Below are 19,767 nucleotides of genomic sequence, written 5' to 3'. Positions count from 1 at the left end.
AAAAACAACAAAATTGGGATTTCATCATTCTCTTCAATTTATCTGATATGCTTAAAAATTATTTTAAAATCGCTTTTAGGAATTTGTGGAGACACCGTGGGTTTTCTTTTTTAAACATAGGTGGCCTGGCGGTAGGAATGGCTGCAGCTTTTTTAATCCTTTTATACGTAGGATTTGAACTGAGCTATGATACGATGTTTCCAAAAAAGGAACGTATTTATATGCTGGTAAGCGATTTAAAAACACCTTCAGATTCGTATCAAATACCTGTAGTAGACTGGAGCGTTCTTGGAAAAATAACACCGCAGTTCCCAGAGATCATCTATTCTACTCGAATTGATGATATGGATCTGAGTATCCAGAAAGGGGCTGAGAATTTTGTAGAAAAGCGCGCACTGGCTGCTGACTCTACTTTTTTTAAGATTTTTGATTTAAAGCTTTTAAAAGGAAATCCTGATGAGGCGCTTCGGGCACCCTTAAGTTTGGTATTGAGCCAGACAGGAGCTCAAAAATACTTTGGTTCAGAAAATCCTTTAGGTAAAAGTCTCAAGATAATGAATGGCGAGTATACGGCTCAGATAACAGGAGTCATGGAAGACCTTCCAAAAAACACTCAGATTCAGGCAGATTACTTACTATCGTTGTCAACCTTTACCAAAATCATAGATCCTAGCCTTGATGAATCCTGGGCGAACTACGAGCCCAGAGGCTATATGCTTCTATCAGAACAGGCAAACCCAACAAAACTAGTTTCAAAAATCAATGCGTATCTGGAAGAAGTAGATGGTGAAAAGATGAAAGCTTCAAATTTATTTATCAAGCAGGATATGGAGCCTATTGCAGACATCTATCTCTATTCTACTCGCATTGGAAGCGGAATCCCTAACATAAACAACGTTTACATCTTTGGTGTTGTAGCACTATTTATATTGCTTATTGCAGGCATTAATTTCATCAACTTGACTACAGCTAGATCTGTAGAGCGCGCTAAGGAAGTAGGTATCCGAAAAGTCATAGGGGCGCAAAAAAAGCAATTGATGTTGCAGTTTGTGGGTGAGTCTCTTATCATCACTATATTGGCATTTATACTGGGGATTGCACTTGCTACGCTGGCTTTGCCTTATTTTAATACACTCGCAGGACAAGCAGTAGCCCTTGGCATATTTTCAAACTGGAGTTATGTAGGACTATTTTTTGGGATTGCACTGGCAATTGGTTTAGCGGCAGGTACGTATCCCGCACTCGTCCTTTCCTCATTTAGACCAGTAAGCGTTCTTAAAGGCAAATTTTCAACTACCCGAAGCGGTGGGTTTTTGAGAAAAGCCCTTGTGGTAAGCCAGTTTTCGGTTTCAATTATTTTGATAATAGGCACCTTGATTATTTACAATCAAATGCATTTCATGCAAAGTCAGAATCTTGGTTTTGCTAAAGATCGCTTACTGGTTTTAGACACAGATAACAATGCTAAACAACAATTGCTGGCCGATTATTTAAAGACTAATCCCAATATCATCTCAATAGGAAAAGGATCAACTGTTCCCGGCGGCGGCGGGGAAAATAGCTCTGCATTATCAATTATGCAGAATAGTCAGGGGCAGGATCAAACCCTTACAGTAGACCGGTACGTCATTGACGACACCTATCTTGATCAACTGGATATAAACCTTATTGCAGGGAGAAATTTCTCAAGAGAATTTGCCAGTGACAGTACTCAAGCGCTAATTGTAAATGAAAAGGTAGTGGATTTATTGGGTTACTCCAGTGCAGAAAAGGCGCTAGGTGCATCTTTTGATCAATGGGGTAAAAAAGGTCATATTGTAGGGGTTGTGGCTAATTTTCATTCAGCTTCGCTACAAAATCAAATAGAGCCTTTAAGCTTTGTTTATGATACTAAGCAATCCAGATTATTAACGCTAAAAATTTCACCATCTAATGTATCAGAGACCTTAGCTTACGTTGAAAAATCGTGGAAACGTTTTATGCCAAATACCCATTTTGAGTATTACTTTTTAGATGAGTTTTTTGACAGACAATATCGTGCAGAACAGCGTTTTAGCAATCTCTTTCTAAACTTTGCGGTTTTGGCGATTTTTATATCATGTCTGGGGCTTTTGGGTCTGGCTTCGTATAGTACAAAACAGCGCCGTCGTGAGATTGGAATTCGCAAAATTGTAGGGGCAAGTGTACCGGGCATTGTCAATTTACTTTCTAAAGAATTTATAAAACTCGTAGGAATTGCATTCTTAATAGCAGTACCAATAGCCTGGTACGGCATGCAAAACTGGTTACAGGATTTTGCTTATAGAATCGATATACCGGTGTGGATTTTTGCCGTAGCAGGAATACTTGCTATTGGTATAGCCATGCTCACCGTAAGCTTCCAAGCCATAAAAGCTGCAATTGCCAATCCTGTAAAATCATTAAGAACCGAGTAAGTCATCAATCAAAACGTAAGATATGTTTAAAATTTATCTAAAATCAGCTTGGAGAAACCTTTGGAAGTCTAAGTTTTATAATGGCTTAAGCTTAGTAGGTTTATCGCTTGGGCTTTGCGTAGCTATTTTTATCGCGGTATGGATTAATGCGGAATTAAGCTATAATGAAATTGGTGAGGCCGATCATATCTATAGGGTTTCGAGTAATTTAAGTAGTGGCGAAAACAAACAAACCTGGGGAGTATCCGTTGGACCTGTAGCCTATTATGCAAAAAATGAAGTTCCTGAAGTAGAAAATGCAGTTAGGCTAAGAGATTTTTACGGTTACCGCATTTTCAGTAGTTCCTCTAATAAGTTTGAAGCCAACGGTGGAGCTATGGTCGATCCTGAATTTTTCTCTTTTTTTAATCTGAAGTTTATTGAAGGAAATCTATCTGCTCCATTTTCAGGAAATAATACAGTAGTCATTACAGAAAAAGCTGCTAAAAAATATTTTGGAACTATTAAAGCCATTGGCAAAACCATCACAGCCGATTATGAGAACCCTTTTATCGTAACAGGAATAATAGAAGATCTTCCCAGCAATACAAGTTTGGATTACGAGCTATTTTTTCCGCTAACTATTTTTGCTGAACAATATGAAGGAAACGTCTATTGGAAATCTATGGACAGTGATTGGGGAAACTTCAATTTTATTACCTATTTAAAGTTAAAGAATAAAGCTTCAGTTGAAAATGTGACTCAGAAGCTAACTCAAATTCAAAAAGCAAAAGATCGAAATGCTATTCAGTCTGAAAAAGGGGATGCCTATTATCTTCAACCCATTCAGCAAATGAATTTGTATAGCAATAGTGGAGATCCTACTAATATAAAAACCGTACGCATCTTTGGGATTGTTTTGATCCTAATTCTATGTATTGCTTGCATAAATTATGTAAACCTCAACACCGCGAGATCAATACAGAGAGCTAAAGAAGTAAGTCTTCGAAAATTGATAGGTGCAGACAGAAGTCAGCTTTTTATTCAATTTATTATCGAATCCTGCATTTTCTTTTTATTGGCTATAGTTTTAGCTATTGTACTAATCTATTTACTAGCACCTTCATTTAATTCGATTTCCGGAAAGCAAATTACCTTTAGCTTTATGGATGCCGAGTTGTGGGCCATGATTTCAATGGTATTCGTGTCCACCCTAATTGCTTCTTCTATTTATCCGGCGGTATTGTTGTCTTCCTTTAAACCACTGGAGGCAATAAAAGGAAATATTGTAACCGGTGTAGGCGCAGGCACATTTAGGAAAATTTTGGTTTGTCTTCAATTTTCATTTTCAGTAATACTTATTATCAGTACGATCATCATTGGGAAACAACTGGATTTTATTACTAGTAAAAACCCTGGTTATGATCGTTCTCAAGTTCTAACATTTAATATGCCTTCAGAGATGCGGTCGCATAAAGAGACTGTCGCTAATCAGGTTGAAAATTTATCTGGTATTGTTAGTGTAGCTTTTACCAGTGATAATATTGTGAATCAAGGCTCGACTACTGCCGATACGAATTGGGATGGCAAAGATCCCCAAACTGATTTTATCGTACATCCTATCGGTATCGACGAAAGCTTTATCCCAATCATGAAAATGAAGCTATTAGCTGGGGAAAATTTTAAAGGAAGGGCAGAAGATTCTGTACATTTTATTCTAAATGAAACGGCTGTTAAACAAGCTGGAATCGAAGATCCTATTGGTAAGAGTTTCGAACTTTGGGAAACCAAAGGCATTATTGCAGGAGTGGTACAGGACTTCAATTTTGCTTCTATGAAGCATCAAATTGCTCCTGCAATAATGTATTATGATCCCGATCCTTATCGAATATATATCAAAACTATTAATGGTGATATTTCAGAAAGCTTAGCTGCCATTGAAGATATTTGGAATATCTATAATCCTGGTTTTCCTTTTCAATATTCATTTTTAGATGCGCAATATGAAACCATCTACCGGGACGATATAAGAACAGGCAAGCTTTTTAAAATCTTCTCGATATTGGCCATTTTCGTTTCCTGCCTGGGCTTATTTGGCTTAACTACATATACTGCACAACTTAAAAAAAGAGAAATCGGAATTCGTAAAATTTTAGGTGCCTCGGTTAGCCAAATCACATCTTTACTTTCTAAAGATTTTTTAAAATTAATTGTGATCTCCTGCATTATTGCCATTCCTACTGGATGGTATTTCATGCAGTCTTGGTTGCAAAACTTTGCATACAAAACAAATCTCGACTGGTGGATTTTTGCAGGCGCCGGAACATTAACTTTATTAATAGCTCTTATAACAATTAGCTCACAAGCCATAAAAGCCGCTTTATCCAATCCGGTTAAAAACATTAAAACAGAGTAAGCTATGATCAAAAATCACATCAAAATAGCCTGGAGGAATCTACTTAAAAATGGCACCTATTCTATAATTAATATCGTTGGCTTAACGATAGGTTTAGCTGCATGTCTTGCCGTGACCACAGTAGTGATCGATGAATCTTCTTACGACCGATTTTGGTCAAAAAAAGATCAGGTTTTTAGAGTAAACACCATACGAACTCGAGATAGTCAACTACAAGAAAAAGGGGATTATGCTTTGTCTGGAACTGGTAGCGCTTTAAAAGATTTTCCTGAAGTTGAAAATATAACTACTATCGATATATTTGAGAAAAATTTTAGTTTTAGAAATCTTCAAGGAAAGGGCACAAAAACGACTGTAGTTTATACAACACCTTCTTTTTTAGATATTTTTGATGTTCAGATTACTTCAGGAAACCCAAAGAAGCTAATAGAAGGTTCTTCAAACATTCTAATTTCAGAAAAGTTAGTAGCAAAATATTTTAATGGAAATGATCCTGTAGGCAAAATAATAAAAGACTTACCTACTTATAATAACACTCCTAATGAATATGTAATCACAGGAGTCTTTAAAGATATTCCTGAAAACACACACCTAAATTCCGAAGTTATTTACTTGCATAGAGCCAGCACCGATGCTCTAAGCAAGAAACAGTTTGGTATGTTTCAAACGTACTATATCCATTTAAAAAAAGGAGTAGACAAATGCAATTTCGAAGCCAAATTTAATGACTGGTATTCTGATTATACTGAAGCTGAAAACCCATATAAATTCAGTTTACAACCTTTACAGGATATTTATTTAAAATCTGATTTTGCTCAAAATCAAAAATTTAAAGGCAGTGCCAAGAAACTCTATATCCTTGGGGGAATTGCCATACTACTTCTAATTATAGCTTGTATAAATTATGTAAATCTTACTACAGCAAGAGCATCCCACAAAATGAAAGAAAACGGAGTACGAAAAGTTTTGGGTGCCGGAAAATTACAACTCATTATACAACACTTATCAGAATCTGGACTGTTTTTCTTAATCGCAGGGATTCTTTCGTTTTTGATTTACTATTTAAGTTTAGATGGAATTACTTCATTTATTGGTCATCCTTTAGCTTTAACTTTTACAAATTCGATCTGGTTGTTTCTTTCAGCTTTCCTAATGATCTTCGTGTTAAGCATTATCACTGGATTATATCCAGCGCTTTTAATCTCTAGGATTAGCCCTATTGCATCACTTCAAAAAAAATTCAGAAAAAATGCTACAGGAAATAATCTCTTTATAAGAAAAACACTAATCGTATTTCAGTTCTCGGTATCCCTCATCGTTTTAATAGCTATGATTGTTGTAAACCAGCAGGTAGACCTATTAAAAAACAAGAGCGTAGGATTTGATTCTTCAAATTTACTAAGTATAAATTATACCTCTTGGCAAAATAAAGGTGCAAGTTTTAAAAACGAATTGCTCAAAAGTCCTTTTGTCGAAAAAGCAAGTATTTCTTCTTGGCTACCATCTAGAGGAGGAGGAAGCATGACTAAGAAAATTGAGGACCCAGCTAATCCTGATAACGAAATAGAAATATGGTATATATTCGCAGATACCGACCTAGCTGAAACACTAGGCCTAAGACTTCAAAAAGGCAGATTCCTAAATACCGAATATGGCAAAGATGCTATCGATAGAAGTATTGATTTAAGTTCGGATCCAACAAATTCAGAACCTGAAAAAAAGTCGGCTATTATCACCCTTCAAGCACAAAAACTATTAAATATTGAAGAGCTAAACGTATCAAATAAAGAGGTAGAAGTTACTCCTGTTGGGGTGGTTAGCGATTTCAATAATGAAGATCTAAGAACATCTGCAAAACCGATAATAATTCAGGCTGATAAAAATCCAGATCGAGGAAATCTTTTAGTTCGAATAAGGCCAGATAGCGAAGCAAAAGTTATAGCCAAAATCAACGAATTATGGAAAGAATTTTATCCTAACAAATTACTTGAAGTTAGTAATGTATCCCAATTACTAAAAGAACAATACGATGCTGAAACCAAGCTTTTGCAATTCTTCAGCTTTTTTAGTGCGCTTAGTTTATTTCTCGCAGCCTTAGGCGTTTTTGGATTGATCGTTCAGGTTACAGAGCAGCGAGTAAAAGAAATAGGAATTCGAAAAGTATTAGGTGCTTCAGTCCAATCAATTGTTTTACTGTTCTCCAAAGATTTTTTAAAAACCATTTCCATTGCAATTGTAATTGCTATTCCAATCGGCTGGTATGCGATGCAACAGTGGCTTCAGGATTACGCGCATCGTATAGAAATAAAATGGTGGGTCTTTGGACTTGCTGCCATGCTAGTGATAAGCATTGCGATGTGTACCGTGGGAATACAATCGGCTAAAAAAGCAATCATCAATCCTGCTAATAGCTTAAAAACAGAGTAATTCATCTTAAAACCTCATCAATCATGTTTAAAAATCACATCAAAATAGCCTGGAGGAATCTTATTAAGAATAAGTCCTTATTTTTTCTGAATTGTGGAGGTCTCGCTATCGGCATGGCCAGCTGTATTTTAATTGCGCTTTATGTTTGGGATGAGCTTAGCTATGATCGCTTTTACGATAATGCAGATCGTATCGCGAGGGTGGTACTTCGTGGTAATGTAAATGGTGAAGAACTTAAAGAAGCTATGGTTGCCGCTCCCGTTGCAAAAACTTTTAAAGCAGATTTTCCACAGGTAGAAAATGCTACCCGATTAAGTACACTCTATAATCCTGAAATTCGATATAATAACACCACTTTTAAAAATCTAAAAGCAGCTTATGTAGATCCTAATTTCTTCGATATGTTTAGCTTAAAGGTTATTGAAGGCGATGCTGAAGCCCCTCTTAAAAACCCTAATAGTATTGTCCTTACTTCTTCTGAAGCTCAGAAATATTTTGGTAATGAAAATCCTATAGGGAAACGTATAAAACTTCAAGGGATAGAGGAAGATTTAGAAGTTACCGCAATTATCCAGGATATTCCTCACAACTCTCACATTCAATTCAATGTTTTTGTACCGATGCAACATAATAATCGCAGCACTTCAAATTCGTGGGTTAGTTCTGGCTTTGCTACTTATTTACTAATGAAGCCTAGCAGCTCACTTACTGATATCGAAAAACAAATTCCGAATATTTTAAAAAAATATATGGGCGAACAGGTTCAAAAAGCCATTGGGATCTCCTACGAAAAATTTCAAGAAACTAACAATATCGGGTTGTTCCTACAGCCGCTTACCGACATTCATTTACACTCAGATTTCGCACCTAATACCGAGCTTTCTCCAGCCGGAGATATAAAATATGTATACATTTTTAGTGCCATCGCAATCTTTATGCTGCTTATTGCTTGTATTAATTTTATGAATCTTGCCACAGCCACCGCTACAAAACGTAGTAGGGAGGTAGGAATTAGAAAGGTATTAGGTTCTGCTAAAAAACAGCTCGTGGGACAGTTTTTAACCGAATCTTTTATCACCACAGTATTTTCTGCAATATTGGCTATAGCTTTAATTGCTATTTTCTTGCCTTCTTTTAATACGTTAGCTGGAAAAGAGTTAGATCTGCTGAAGTTCTTCAGCCTTCAAAATATACTTTTACTATTAAGTTTTGTTATTTTAGTTAGTCTTTTTTCCGGAGGATATCCTGCATTTGTACTTTCATCTTTTAAGCCTTTAATGGCGATTAAAACTAAATTCTCTGGTTCGGGAAAACAAAACATTTTGCGTAGTGGAATGGTTGTGTTTCAATTCGTTATTTCAGCAGGTCTTATTCTTGCTACTATCGTGGTCTATAAGCAGATGCAATTTATTCAGCATAAAAAATTAGGATACGAGAAAGATCAGGTGGTCATCTTGCGAGATGCCTATAAAATGGGAAGTACTAAAATAAAATCCTATAAAGAAGAACTGCTTAAAAACCCAAATATTGCCAGTGTTAGTCAATCGGCTTTTGTTCCGGCAGGCGAAACCGACAACCATACGCGTGGTATTTTTAAAAATGATGAATATCTACGGAAGTTTTTCTTTTATGATGTCGATGAAAATTATATTCCTACGCTGGGACTAGAACTTATAAAAGGACGGAATTTTTCTACGGAATTAAAAAATGAATCCAATAAGGCTATTATTAATGAAGAAGCAGCTAAAATCTTAGAATTAGGTGAAGATCCTATAGGAAAGACATTTAAACGTGCTGCAGATCCCGAAAATGAGCAATTTACTGTAATTGGTGTTATTAAGAATTTTCATTTTAAATCGCTACATCATGAAATTGATCCTTTGGTTTTAGCATACAATCCTTATGGCGGATTAATATTAAAAACCGACAATGCAAATATTACTGGGATTCTTGATTTTGCTAAAACAAAATGGGGAGAGTTTAGCCCTGATGAGCCATTTACGTATTCTTTTTTAGATGAATCTTTCTCACAGACATACAGCAAGGAGCAAAAGATGGGGGTAGTTCTTAGCATTTTCACGCTACTCACCATTTTCGTTGCTTGCTTAGGATTATTTGGTTTAATCACTTTCGCAACAGAACAGCGCTTTAAAGAAATTGGAATCCGAAAAGTTTTAGGTGCCAACGTAAGGGAAATCGTAAGTATGCTTGCTAAAGATTTTATCAAACTTATTTTAATCGCTTTTCTTATCGCATTTCCTGTTGGTTACTACTTTATGCAAAAATGGCTACAAGATTTTGCCTATAGAATTGATCTTAGTATTTGGCAATTTGTGACAGCAGCTTGCATTACGCTTGCCATTGCGCTAATCACCATAAGTTTTAAAAGTATTAAAGCAGCGCTAAGAAATCCCGTGATTTCTTTAAAAACTGAATAAAACATCTCCCAAAAGCTATTGGGACAAAATAATCAGCAATGTTCAAAAACTACATAAAAATCGCCTGGCGGAATATTATAAGATATAAAACCAATAGTGTTCTAAATATTTTGGGTTTGGCTATTGGTCTTGTATCAGTGATGCTTATTGCGCTGTATATACAAAACGAACTGAGTTATGACACGCAGTTTGATCAAGCGGAGCAGATATACCGGGTAAATATGAAAGGTAAAATGGGTGATAATTCGTTTTACGCTGGGTATACACCACCGCCTGCGGGAGATGCTTTAGTTGATCAATTTCCCGAGATCGAGAGCGCAACACGTATTTATCAACCAGACAATACCAAACTAACTTATGAAGGCGGTGCGCGTCCAAAAGTTTTTAATGAGTCTGAAATTCTTGCGGTAGACCCCAACTTCTTAGAAGTTTTAAGTTATCCGTTGCAAAGAGGCGATGCTGCAACTTGTTTGCAGGAGCCCAATAGTATTGTGATAACGCCGCAAATTGCTGAGAAGTATTTTGGTGATACAGATCCCTTAGGAAAAACATTGGCATACGGAGACGATAAAAAACCTTTGCAAGTGACCGGTGTGTTTGAAGATCTGACGCAGTATCCGGCTTCGGTAAAATTTGATGTCTTGATGCCAATGGCCAATTTTAATGATGTCACTTATTTCAACTGGAGTTGGGTATGGCTCAATATGGCTACGTATGTAAAACTTTTCCCACAAGCCAGCGTAAATCCTAAAAATTTGGCAAATCTGGAATCACGATTTCCCGAAATGCTCAAGGTGCAAGCCGCGCCGGCTTTTGAGCGCATTGGTCAACCTTTTGACGAATTTATAGAAAAAGGAAATTACTGGGAGTTGCACTTACAACCCTTGTCAAAGATACATTTGTATTCACAGGGTATTACTTCTTCAATCACCGAACAACACGATATAAAAAGCCTTTACATTCTTGGTGTCATCGCTTTGTTTATCGTCATTCTGGCCTGCGTGAATTTTATGAACCTTTCTACTGTTCAATCTGTAAAGCGCAGTAAAGAAATAGGCATTCGTAAGGTTTTGGGTTCGCAACGCAAACAGCTTATCAAGCAGTTTATGACCGAAGTCCTCTGTTACACCTTTTTTGCAGCAGGATTGGCATGTATTACCGTCGTATTGATTTTACCGGTTTTCAATGGATTGACGGGAAAAGATCTGCATATTCAGGCATTTTTCAACGGAAATATTATTCTATTACTAATTGGAATTATAGTATTTACCGCACTTTTAGCCGGGATGTATCCTGCATTCTTTCTTACTTCTTTCAATCCTATTAGAGCCTTAAAAGGAAAAGCCGCAAAATCCACGAATTCTAGTTTTATTCGTAACGGATTGGTTGTTTTTCAATTTTCAATCGCGATTACTTTAATCATCTGTACGCTGGTCGTATTTAGTCAGTTGAGGTATACACAGCAAAAAGATTTAGGCTTTGAGAAAGAGCATATTTTGGTAATTAATAATACTGAAAGTTTAGGTAATAGCGAAGCAAGTTTTAAAGAAGAACTCACTGCGTTGACTGGAGTTGAGACAGCAAGCAGTTCTAGCGGAATGTTGACCCGTGGTGAGTTTGGAGATTTTTATACTCCAAAGGCTACTGCAGATGAGCCCAATATTGCAACCGATATTTCACTGAGCTCGTATCTGGTAGATGATGTCTTTATACAAACATTAGATCTTGAAGTCAAGGCTGGTAGAGGTTTTGACAAACGTTTTAATGATTCGTTATCAGTCATTCTTAATGAGACTGCTGCAGCTCAGATAGGTTGGAAAAATCCCATTGGCAAGCAAATACGCTATCCCGGCGGAAATATGGAATATTATACGGTAGTAGGTGTTTTAAAAGATTTTAATTTGGAATCGCTACACACGCCCATTCAGCCATTTGCACTTTTTGCTCAAGCATCACAGAGTTACGATACCCGTACATCTTTTATTAGTTTGAAAATTTCTGGAGAAAACACCGAGATAGTGATCAGTGAGGTGCAAAATTTATGGGAAACTTATTCAGAAAGTACACCCTTTGAATATTCATTTCTAGATGAAGATTTAGCCTACGCCTATCAGGAAGATCAGCGTTTGGCCTCTTTATTTACGGTATTTACCATACTCGCCATTTTTGTCGCTTGTCTGGGATTATTTGGTCTCATCGCATTTACCGCGCAGCAGCGTACCAAAGAAATCGGTGTACGCAAAGTATTAGGTGCCAGTATAGGTAGCATCGTCAAATTGCTGGCGATAAACTTTTTAAAGTTGGTAGTGTTGGCCTTAATCCTCTCTGTGCCTGTCGCTTGGTTTGCGATGGATAACTGGCTTCAGGATTTTGCGTATCGCATAGATATACCCATCTGGGCATTTTTTGCAGCGGGTGCTTTGTCATTGGCTATCGCGTTGCTAACAGTGAGTTTTCAAGCCATTAAAGCAGCAGCAGTAAATCCTATTAAATCGTTAAGAACGGAGTAGCCCTTTTTGCCCGCTGGGCATCTCTCCCAGAGGGAGAGAAGAAGTTCATACGTATAGAATAATAATTGAAATAAAAATGACAATAGATTATGTTTAGAAACTACATCAAAATCGCCTGGCGGAATATCTGGAAAAACAAGCTTTTTTCAGTGATCAACATCATAAGTCTGGCTATTGGACTCAGTGCTTCGTTTGTCATCGGCTTGATGGTGTATTACGATTTTACCTTTGATAAATTTCATAAAGATGGAGATCGCATCTATAGGGTTGCCGTCGAATTTATAACTCCTGAAGAAACAAACTATTTTGGTGGGGTTAATGCGGTCTTGGCAGATGCATTAAAAATCGAAGTAACCGGACTTGAAAGTGTAAGTGCTGTTTTTAAATATGAACCTTTAAAAGTAGAAACTGAAAAACGTGATGAGGTATTTAAGGAACCAACACATGTAATCTATGCAGACAGTAGTTATTTTGACGTTATTGATTACCAGTGGATTGCTGGATTGAAGGCAAAAAGCTTGCAGCAACCTAATGAAGTGATACTTACCGAGGCCCGGGCGCTCAAGTATTTTCCGAATACTGCCCCGGAAAACATTATTGGTAAAAGTTTGATTTATAACGACTCTATACCCGCAAAAATCACGGGGATAGTAGCCAATTTTAAAGGGCGGACGGATATTATTTTTGAAGAGTTTATTTCTTATCCAACGGCCGACCAGTCAGATATCAAATCTTCGGTAACCAATACAAACTGGAACAGTTACAATTCCAATTCACAAGTATTGCTCAAACGCCATAAAGGGGTAGCGATAAGCAGCATTCAGAAACAGTTAGATAAACTGAGTAAAAGTCATGCAGACCCAGAAGAACTTAAAAGTGGGGAATGGATACGTTTTTACCCACAGCCTCTGGAAGAACTTCATTTTGATACGCGCTTCGGCACGTTTGATTATAGTGAGCCTCAGGCGAGTAAAAAAGTGCTCATTAATTTAGGCATTGTTGCCGTATTTCTTTTACTGCTGGGTAGTATAAACTTCATCAATTTAACAACCGCGCAAGCTACGCAAAGAGCCCGAGAAATAGGAATACGTAAAACACTGGGAAGTTCAAAAAAACAACTGGTCTCTCAGTTCTTGGGAGAGACCTTTTTGTTGACCTTATTTGCGGGAATTTTGTCGATTTTCTTAGCCTTCTGGTTATTGCGCTTTTTTGCAGAATTTACACCCTCTGGCCTTTCCTTCAAGCTTTTCGTAAATCCTTTAATTATTGGGTTTTCCATTTTACTTCTTATAGTTGTTGCACTGCTTTCCGGGACATATCCGGCATTTGTACTTTCCGGTTTTAAACCGGTTTCCGTATTAAAGAATAAACTATCTGAACAAAGCGGTAGTGCAAATTTTAGAAAAGGGCTTACCGTATTTCAATTTGTAATTGCTCAGGTTTTTATCATAGGGACCTTGCTGGTAGGAAAGCAAGTTCATTTTTTGATGAATAAAGATATTGGTATTCATATTGATGACATTGCCTACCTCCAGATTCCATGGAATGACGATTCGATGAGTAAGAAAGAGCTGTTTATGAACAGACTTGAAACAATCCCAGAGCTTTCTACAATTAGTCTTGGTGGCCCGCCACCAGCATCACGATATATCAATTCTACGGTGGCTGATTTTGTAAAAGATGGTAAGAGTATTGAAGTGGTTCTGGAACAACGCTTTGGCGACGCCAACTATTTTGACTTATACGGGCTAAAACTGTTGGCTGGGCGTAAACCATTAAATGACACGATCAGAGAATTTGTGATTAACGAAACCATGCTTGATTTGTTAGGGTTTAAGAATCCTACTGAAGCGGTAGGTACGCAGTTGACTCAAGGTGAAAATTCATATCCCATAGTGGGTGTTATGTCAGATTTTAATCAGAAACCCTTGACTTCTGAGATGAAACCTGTGGCATTTGTGGGTGACTTAAATAGAAGCCGGTATTCTCAGTTCAATACCCTTCACTTTAAAGTTGAACCAAAGACCGGGGATTTGTCTGCAACAATTGTCAAAGTTGAAGCTGTGTGGAAATCCATCTACCCCGAATCTGATTTTAAAATTCAGTTTATGGATGAGACAGTAGCCAATTTCTATAACTCACAACGCAGAACAGAACTGCTTTTAAATTGGGCAGCAGGTCTTGCGGTAGCAATAAGTGTTTTGGGCTTGCTTGCACTGGTGATTTTCACAACAGAGCGTCGCGTAAAAGAAATAGGCATCCGTAAAATACTAGGAGCTTCTCTAATGGAGCTTCAGGTGTTGTTGTGTAAAGATTTTATAAAACTTATAGCAATTGCATTTGTGATTGCAATACCCTTAGCGTACTGGCGGGTAACGGTTTGGCTGGAGGATTTTCCCTATAGAACCGAGATGAGTTGGTGGGTTTTCGCCTTAAGCGGAATCGGAATGTTTGTTTTAGCTCTGGCGATCATAAGCTTTAAAACCTTTAAAACTGCTCGTACAAACCCTGTAAAAAGTTTAAGGACCGAATAGATCCCCTAACCCCCCAAGGGGGAACTAATTGCGCTTGAATAATAATAGAAAAAATGCTAATAGTAATAAATCATGATTAGAAACTATATTAAAATCGCTTGGCGGAACATCTGGAAAAACAAGCTTTTTTCAGTCATCAATATTATTAGTCTGGCTATTGGACTCAGTGCTTCGTTTGTCATCGGCTTGATGGTGTATTACGATTTTACCTTTGATAAATTTCACAAAGATAGAGATCGCATATTTAGAATCACGACAACATTTAAAAGTTCAGAAGGCACTAACGGAAATGCCGGTGTCACGATCCCGCTCTATCAGGTGCTAAAGGAGGAAATCCCAGAGGTTGAAACAACTGCGGCTCTTTATACAGGGGGTTTTACCAATGTGATGAATCCTAGTAGCGGAAGCGTATTTAAAGACCCGGAATATACTGTTTTTACAAATCCTGAATATTTTAAAATATTCAACTATACGTGGCTTGCAGGCTCTGCAGAAAATGGACTAAATAACCCAAATGAAGTAGTGCTGACCGAAAAAAGAGCGCTTCACTATTTTCCTAAAACCAAACCTGAAAATATACTGGGGAAAGAGTTGATTTACAACGATTCTATAGTGGCTAAAGTAACTGGAGTTGTAGCGAATTTGGATAAGCGAACAGATTTGATCTTTGAAGAATTTCTTTCAAGAGAAACGGCCAAAAAAACAGATATGGCAGCCAGTGCGTTTAGTGAGGAATGGGGTAGCACCTCAAACAGTGCACAAATATTTGTAAAACTGGTATCTCCAAATGCAGCAACTGTACAGACTCAGTTAGATCAAATTGCCAAGAATCATCAATCTGAGTACGATAAAAAATTTGATATAAGCCGAACGTTTAATTTACAAGCTTTAAAAGACCTGCATTTTGATACTGATTATGGTATTTTTAGTTTTAGTAATTATACAGCAGACCGCTCTGTATTGATGGGCTTAGGTTTTATTGCTGGTTTTCTTCTTTTACTGGGATGCGTAAATTTCATCAATCTTAATACTGCTCAGGCATATCAACGGGCAAAAGAAATAGGCATTCGTAAGACCTTAGGAAGTTCAAAAAAACAACTGATCTCCCAGTTTTTAGGCGAGACTTTTTTACTTACACTAGTATCTGCGGTTATTTCGCTGGTTTTAGCGAGTTATTTGCTTAAAGTCTTTTCAGATTTCATTCCAGATGGTCTTGCCTTCTCGCTGTTTAAGGAACCCGTAATTCTTCTATGCTGTATAATGCTACTCATTACAGTCACCTTATTATCTGGATTGTACCCGGCCTTTGTGCTTACGGGATTTAAGCCCTACCGCGTATTGAGGAGTACAGCTTCCTCTAATTCAGGAAAATCAAATATGAGAAAATTCTTAACCGTTTTTCAATTTACCATAGCCCAGGTCTTTTTAATTGCAACTTTATTGGTAGGGAAGCAAATACGATTTTTGATGAATGCAGATATGGGGTTTAAAACGGATGCTGTTGCATATGTATCGCGCCCCTGGCGGTATAAAAGCGTTGATAAAAACGAAGTCTTATTACAAAAGTTTGAACGTATACCAGGTATTGAAAAAAGCAGTTTGGGTGGAATGCCACCAGCTTCTTTTAGCACGCATTCTTCTGGAGTAACTTTTCAAAATGAAGATCAGGAAATACAGGTAGATCTTGAAATTTTATATGGGGACCTGTCTTATCTTGATGTTTATGGAATCCCCCTGCTTGCCGGAAAAATACCGCTTAATGATACAATCAACGAATATGTGGTTAATGAGACTGCTTTAGAAGCTTTAGGATTTAAAGCCCCAGAGGAGATCTTAGATAAGAATCTTACTATAAACGAAGAGAACTACCGCATTGTAGGGGTGATGCAAGATTTTAAGCAACGCTCGCTTAAGACTGGTGTTCGGCCTATGGTTTTTGGAGGGGACACCGACAGGGGTTTTTGGAGTCGATTTAGAAATATTCATTTAATGTTACCAACGCATGATTCCCAGCTCCTCAAGCAAACCTTAGCGCGCATAGAAGATGCTTATCAAGAGGTTTATCCCGGGGAAACTTTCGAAATCAAATTTATAGACGATACCATCGCGCGATTTTACGAGCGGGAAAAACGCCTTTCTACCTTATTAGATTGGGCTACGGGACTTTCTATTTTGATAAGTGTTTTGGGGTTGTTGGGCTTGGTGATTCATACCGTTACGCGGCGTACCAAAGAAATAGGGGTTCGTAAAGTGCTGGGTGCAACAGTCGCCCAACTCAACCTGTTGCTATGCAAAGATTTTTTAAAATTAATAGCCCTTGCTTTCTTAATTGCAGCGCCATTAGCGTGGTGGGGAATGCATAACTGGCTTCAGGATTATGCTTATAAAACAGCTATGAGTTGGTGGGTTTTTGCATTAAGCGGAATCGGAATGTTCGTTCTAGCCCTCGCGATCATCAGCTTTAAAACATTTAGAACGGCGCGCAAAAATCCTGTAAAATCATTAAGGACCGAATAGATTACCCTAACCCCCAAAGGGGGAACTAATTGCGCTTGAATAGTAATAGAAATGCTAATAGTAACAAATCATGCTTAGAAACTACATTAAAATCGCTTTTCGGAATCTGTGGAAGGATAAAACATTCACAGTTCTAAATCTTGTAGGTTTGAGTACCGCTTTTGCCGTTGCTGTACTTTTGGGGGTGTATGCCTTTTTTGAATTGTCGTATGATAGTTTTCACAAAAATAAAGCATCGCTGTATCAGGTTTATAATACAAATCAGACTCCAGAAGGTATTGTTGCAGATACGCCACAATCTGTTCCATTTGCGCCTGCCTTAAGAGAAGAGGTTCCTGGTTTAGCAAAAATTTCGCGTTATAATGGAAAAGGAGTTTTGGTGATTTCCGGAGATAAAGAGTTGCGAATGAGTGCTGCATATGTAGATCCTGATTTTTTCTCTATGTTCAGTTTCCCTATACTTAAAGGAAAAGAGCAAAAACCAACAGCAGACAAGAGTACCATTAGTATTACCGAGCACGCCGCCAATCGAATTTATGGCGACGAAAATCCACTGGGCAAAACGTTGCGCATTATTACCGAAGGGGAAGAAAAACTTTTCACGGTCTCAGCTCTGATTGAAGATTTCCCAGATCAAAGCAGTCTTAAATTTGATCTGGCTTTGGATTTCAGCAATCAGGCTTCTTATTCCTATGCTGATATTAAAGACGATTGGAGTAAGGAAAATCATGAAGTATATGCGCAGTTGGAGCAAGGCGTAACTGCAGCTCAGTTTGAGAAAGCGACAGAACCATTCACTCAACTTCACTATCAGGAAGAGATGGATAATGCAAAACGGGACGGTGCACAACCAGACGAAAACGGACTTTACAAACAAATACGTTTGCTTCCATTTGAAGATGTTTCTTATGCCAATTTTGATAGTGGGATTGCACGAATAGAAAAGACGATGCCGTATTTGGTTCTGGGAGTTGGTTTTTTGATACTTTTTATTGCTTGTGTAAATTTTATCAATATGAGTATCGCAAAAAGCAGTCAGCGTTTGCGAGAGATTGGGATGCGTAAAACTTTGGGAGCAGGTAACGGTCAGTTGTTTTTTCAGTTTTGGGGTGAAAGTGTTTTGATATTTTTAGGAGCAGCAATTTTTGGAGGGCTGCTGGCGTTTTCACTTACAGATTCATTTAAGACCTTATTTTCAACAAGAGCCACTTTCGAAGCAATTTTGAGTTTCAAAATTCTCGTGGGAAGTGTTGTGAGTTTCCTGTTGATCACTTTTATAGCAGGTGGTTACCCGGCCTTGTTGCTTTCAAAGTTAGGAACCTTACAATCTTTAAAAGGCAAACTAAATCTTACTAGAAAAAATAGCACAAGAGATTTTTTGATGGTTGTTCAATTTGGGATTGCTATTTTGTTGATTAGCGGAACATTTATTCTTTGGCAGCAAATAGATTTTATGCGGAATAAAAACCTTGGGTACAATAAAGAACAGGTTATCTCGCTGCCACTAAATGGAAAACTTTCAGGATCGCAGGCTGTTGAACGTTTACGCAATAAACTACAGAATCATCCTGAAATCATAAGTATTTCTTCCGCAGATAATATATTGGGACTAGGTAAAGACGGTGGGCAAATGACAAGTCAGTTAGGTTTCGACTATAAAGGAAGAGGTGTAAGTACCCACAGGCTTACCATAGGTTATGATTATGTAGAGACTTTAGATCTTAAACTTATAGAAGGTAGAAGCTTTGACCGATCTTTCTCGACAGACAGCCTCGGGGTTTTAATTAACCAAAAGATGGCAGCGCAATTGCAAGAAGAGAATCCTCTAGAGACTCGTTTTATTTTAGGCGATAGCACCTATTATCAGGTTTTAGGTGTGCTGGAAGATTATAATTTTCAAAAGCTAAATCAAGAAGTAGAACCATTAAGTATATTTCTAGAGCCTGATTCTAATAAATATTACGCCTATATCAAAGTGGCACCCAACAAAGCCGCAAGCGCATTAACACTTCTAGAAAAGACTTGGAAAGACATCGAACCTAACGCTAATTTTCTAGGATCGTTTTTAGATGAAAATATAGATCGAACATTTAAAGCCGAAAAGAAAATGGCTACAATGATTACCAGTGGTTCTATCCTCGCAATAATATTAAGCTGTATTGGTTTGTTTGCCATTTCTTTACTTATAGTTGCTCAACGAAGAAAAGAAATTGGTGTACGTAAAGTAATAGGAGCAAGTGTGCTAAACTTAACGTTGATGCTTTCTAAAGACTTTTTAAAATTAGTAGGAGTAAGTTTTTTAATTGCCGCACCGGTAAGTTGGTGGCTGGCAAATAACTGGCTTCAAAAATATGCAAATCACATCAATCTCACTTTTTGGATATTTGTCGCTGCAGGCGTTACCGCCCTATTTATCGCATTGATCACCATAAGTTTAAGAACGATTAATGCAGCTCTACAAAATCCAGTAAAATCTTTAAGAACAGAATAAATTATCAATTAAAAACATTC

The 19,767-nt window shown here is 37.5% G+C and carries 8 protein-coding genes; all 8 read left to right on the top strand.

The features are described 5' to 3' along the window. The first annotated feature begins 47 nt into the window (after positions 1-47). Complete coding sequence (locus QWY91_RS14080; protein WP_290236137.1) at positions 48-2,435, top strand: ABC transporter permease; 2,388 nt, start codon at positions 48-50, stop codon at positions 2,433-2,435. 22 nt (positions 2,436-2,457) lie between these two features. Further along, positions 2,458-4,830 (top strand): ABC transporter permease, encoded by a 2,373-nt coding sequence (locus tag QWY91_RS14075; RefSeq protein WP_290236136.1) that lies wholly within the window; start codon positions 2,458-2,460, stop codon positions 4,828-4,830. Between the two features lie 3 nt (positions 4,831-4,833). Then, positions 4,834-7,257, top strand: coding sequence for an FtsX-like permease family protein (locus tag QWY91_RS14070; RefSeq protein WP_290236135.1), 2,424 nt, complete (start codon positions 4,834-4,836; stop codon positions 7,255-7,257). 23 nt (positions 7,258-7,280) lie between these two features. Beyond that, on the top strand, positions 7,281-9,695 hold the full coding sequence (locus QWY91_RS14065; protein WP_290236133.1) for an ABC transporter permease: 2,415 nt from the start codon (positions 7,281-7,283) through the stop codon (positions 9,693-9,695). A 38-nt stretch (positions 9,696-9,733) separates the two neighbouring features. Then, positions 9,734-12,205: an ABC transporter permease gene (locus QWY91_RS14060; protein ID WP_290236131.1), complete on the top strand. Its 2,472-nt coding sequence runs from the start codon at positions 9,734-9,736 to the stop codon at positions 12,203-12,205. 89 nt (positions 12,206-12,294) lie between these two features. Further along, the gene (locus QWY91_RS14055; protein WP_290236129.1) at positions 12,295-14,739 is read left to right on the top strand and encodes an FtsX-like permease family protein; all 2,445 of its coding nucleotides are present in this window, start codon (positions 12,295-12,297) and stop codon (positions 14,737-14,739) included. Positions 14,740-14,811: 72 nt separating this feature from the next. After that, positions 14,812-17,256: an FtsX-like permease family protein gene (locus QWY91_RS14050; protein ID WP_290236126.1), complete on the top strand. Its 2,445-nt coding sequence runs from the start codon at positions 14,812-14,814 to the stop codon at positions 17,254-17,256. A 70-nt stretch (positions 17,257-17,326) separates the two neighbouring features. Continuing rightward, entirely contained in the window at positions 17,327-19,747 is a 2,421-nt protein-coding gene (locus QWY91_RS14045) for an FtsX-like permease family protein (protein ID WP_290236124.1), read from the top strand. Positions 19,748-19,767: the final 20 nt, after the last annotated feature.

The organism is Zunongwangia endophytica (assembly GCF_030409505.1).
Taxonomy (GTDB): Bacteria; Bacteroidota; Bacteroidia; order Flavobacteriales; family Flavobacteriaceae; genus Zunongwangia; species Zunongwangia endophytica.
The sequence above is the reverse complement of the archived record's forward strand: the minus strand, read 5'-3'. Positions and strand labels throughout refer to the sequence as shown.

What these genes read in the sequence shown, in the direction of transcription:
- QWY91_RS14070 (WP_290236135.1), top strand. Translation starts at nt 4,834, where the DNA reads ATGATCAAAAATCACATCAAAATAGCCTGGAGGAATCTACTTAAAAAT.
- QWY91_RS14060 (WP_290236131.1), top strand. Translation starts at nt 9,734, where the DNA reads ATGTTCAAAAACTACATAAAAATCGCCTGGCGGAATATTATAAGATAT.
- QWY91_RS14075 (WP_290236136.1), top strand. Translation starts at nt 2,458, where the DNA reads ATGTTTAAAATTTATCTAAAATCAGCTTGGAGAAACCTTTGGAAGTCT.
- QWY91_RS14080 (WP_290236137.1), top strand. Translation starts at nt 48, where the DNA reads ATGCTTAAAAATTATTTTAAAATCGCTTTTAGGAATTTGTGGAGACAC.
- QWY91_RS14065 (WP_290236133.1), top strand. Translation starts at nt 7,281, where the DNA reads ATGTTTAAAAATCACATCAAAATAGCCTGGAGGAATCTTATTAAGAAT.
- QWY91_RS14050 (WP_290236126.1), top strand. Translation starts at nt 14,812, where the DNA reads ATGATTAGAAACTATATTAAAATCGCTTGGCGGAACATCTGGAAAAAC.
- QWY91_RS14055 (WP_290236129.1), top strand. Translation starts at nt 12,295, where the DNA reads ATGTTTAGAAACTACATCAAAATCGCCTGGCGGAATATCTGGAAAAAC.
- QWY91_RS14045 (WP_290236124.1), top strand. Translation starts at nt 17,327, where the DNA reads ATGCTTAGAAACTACATTAAAATCGCTTTTCGGAATCTGTGGAAGGAT.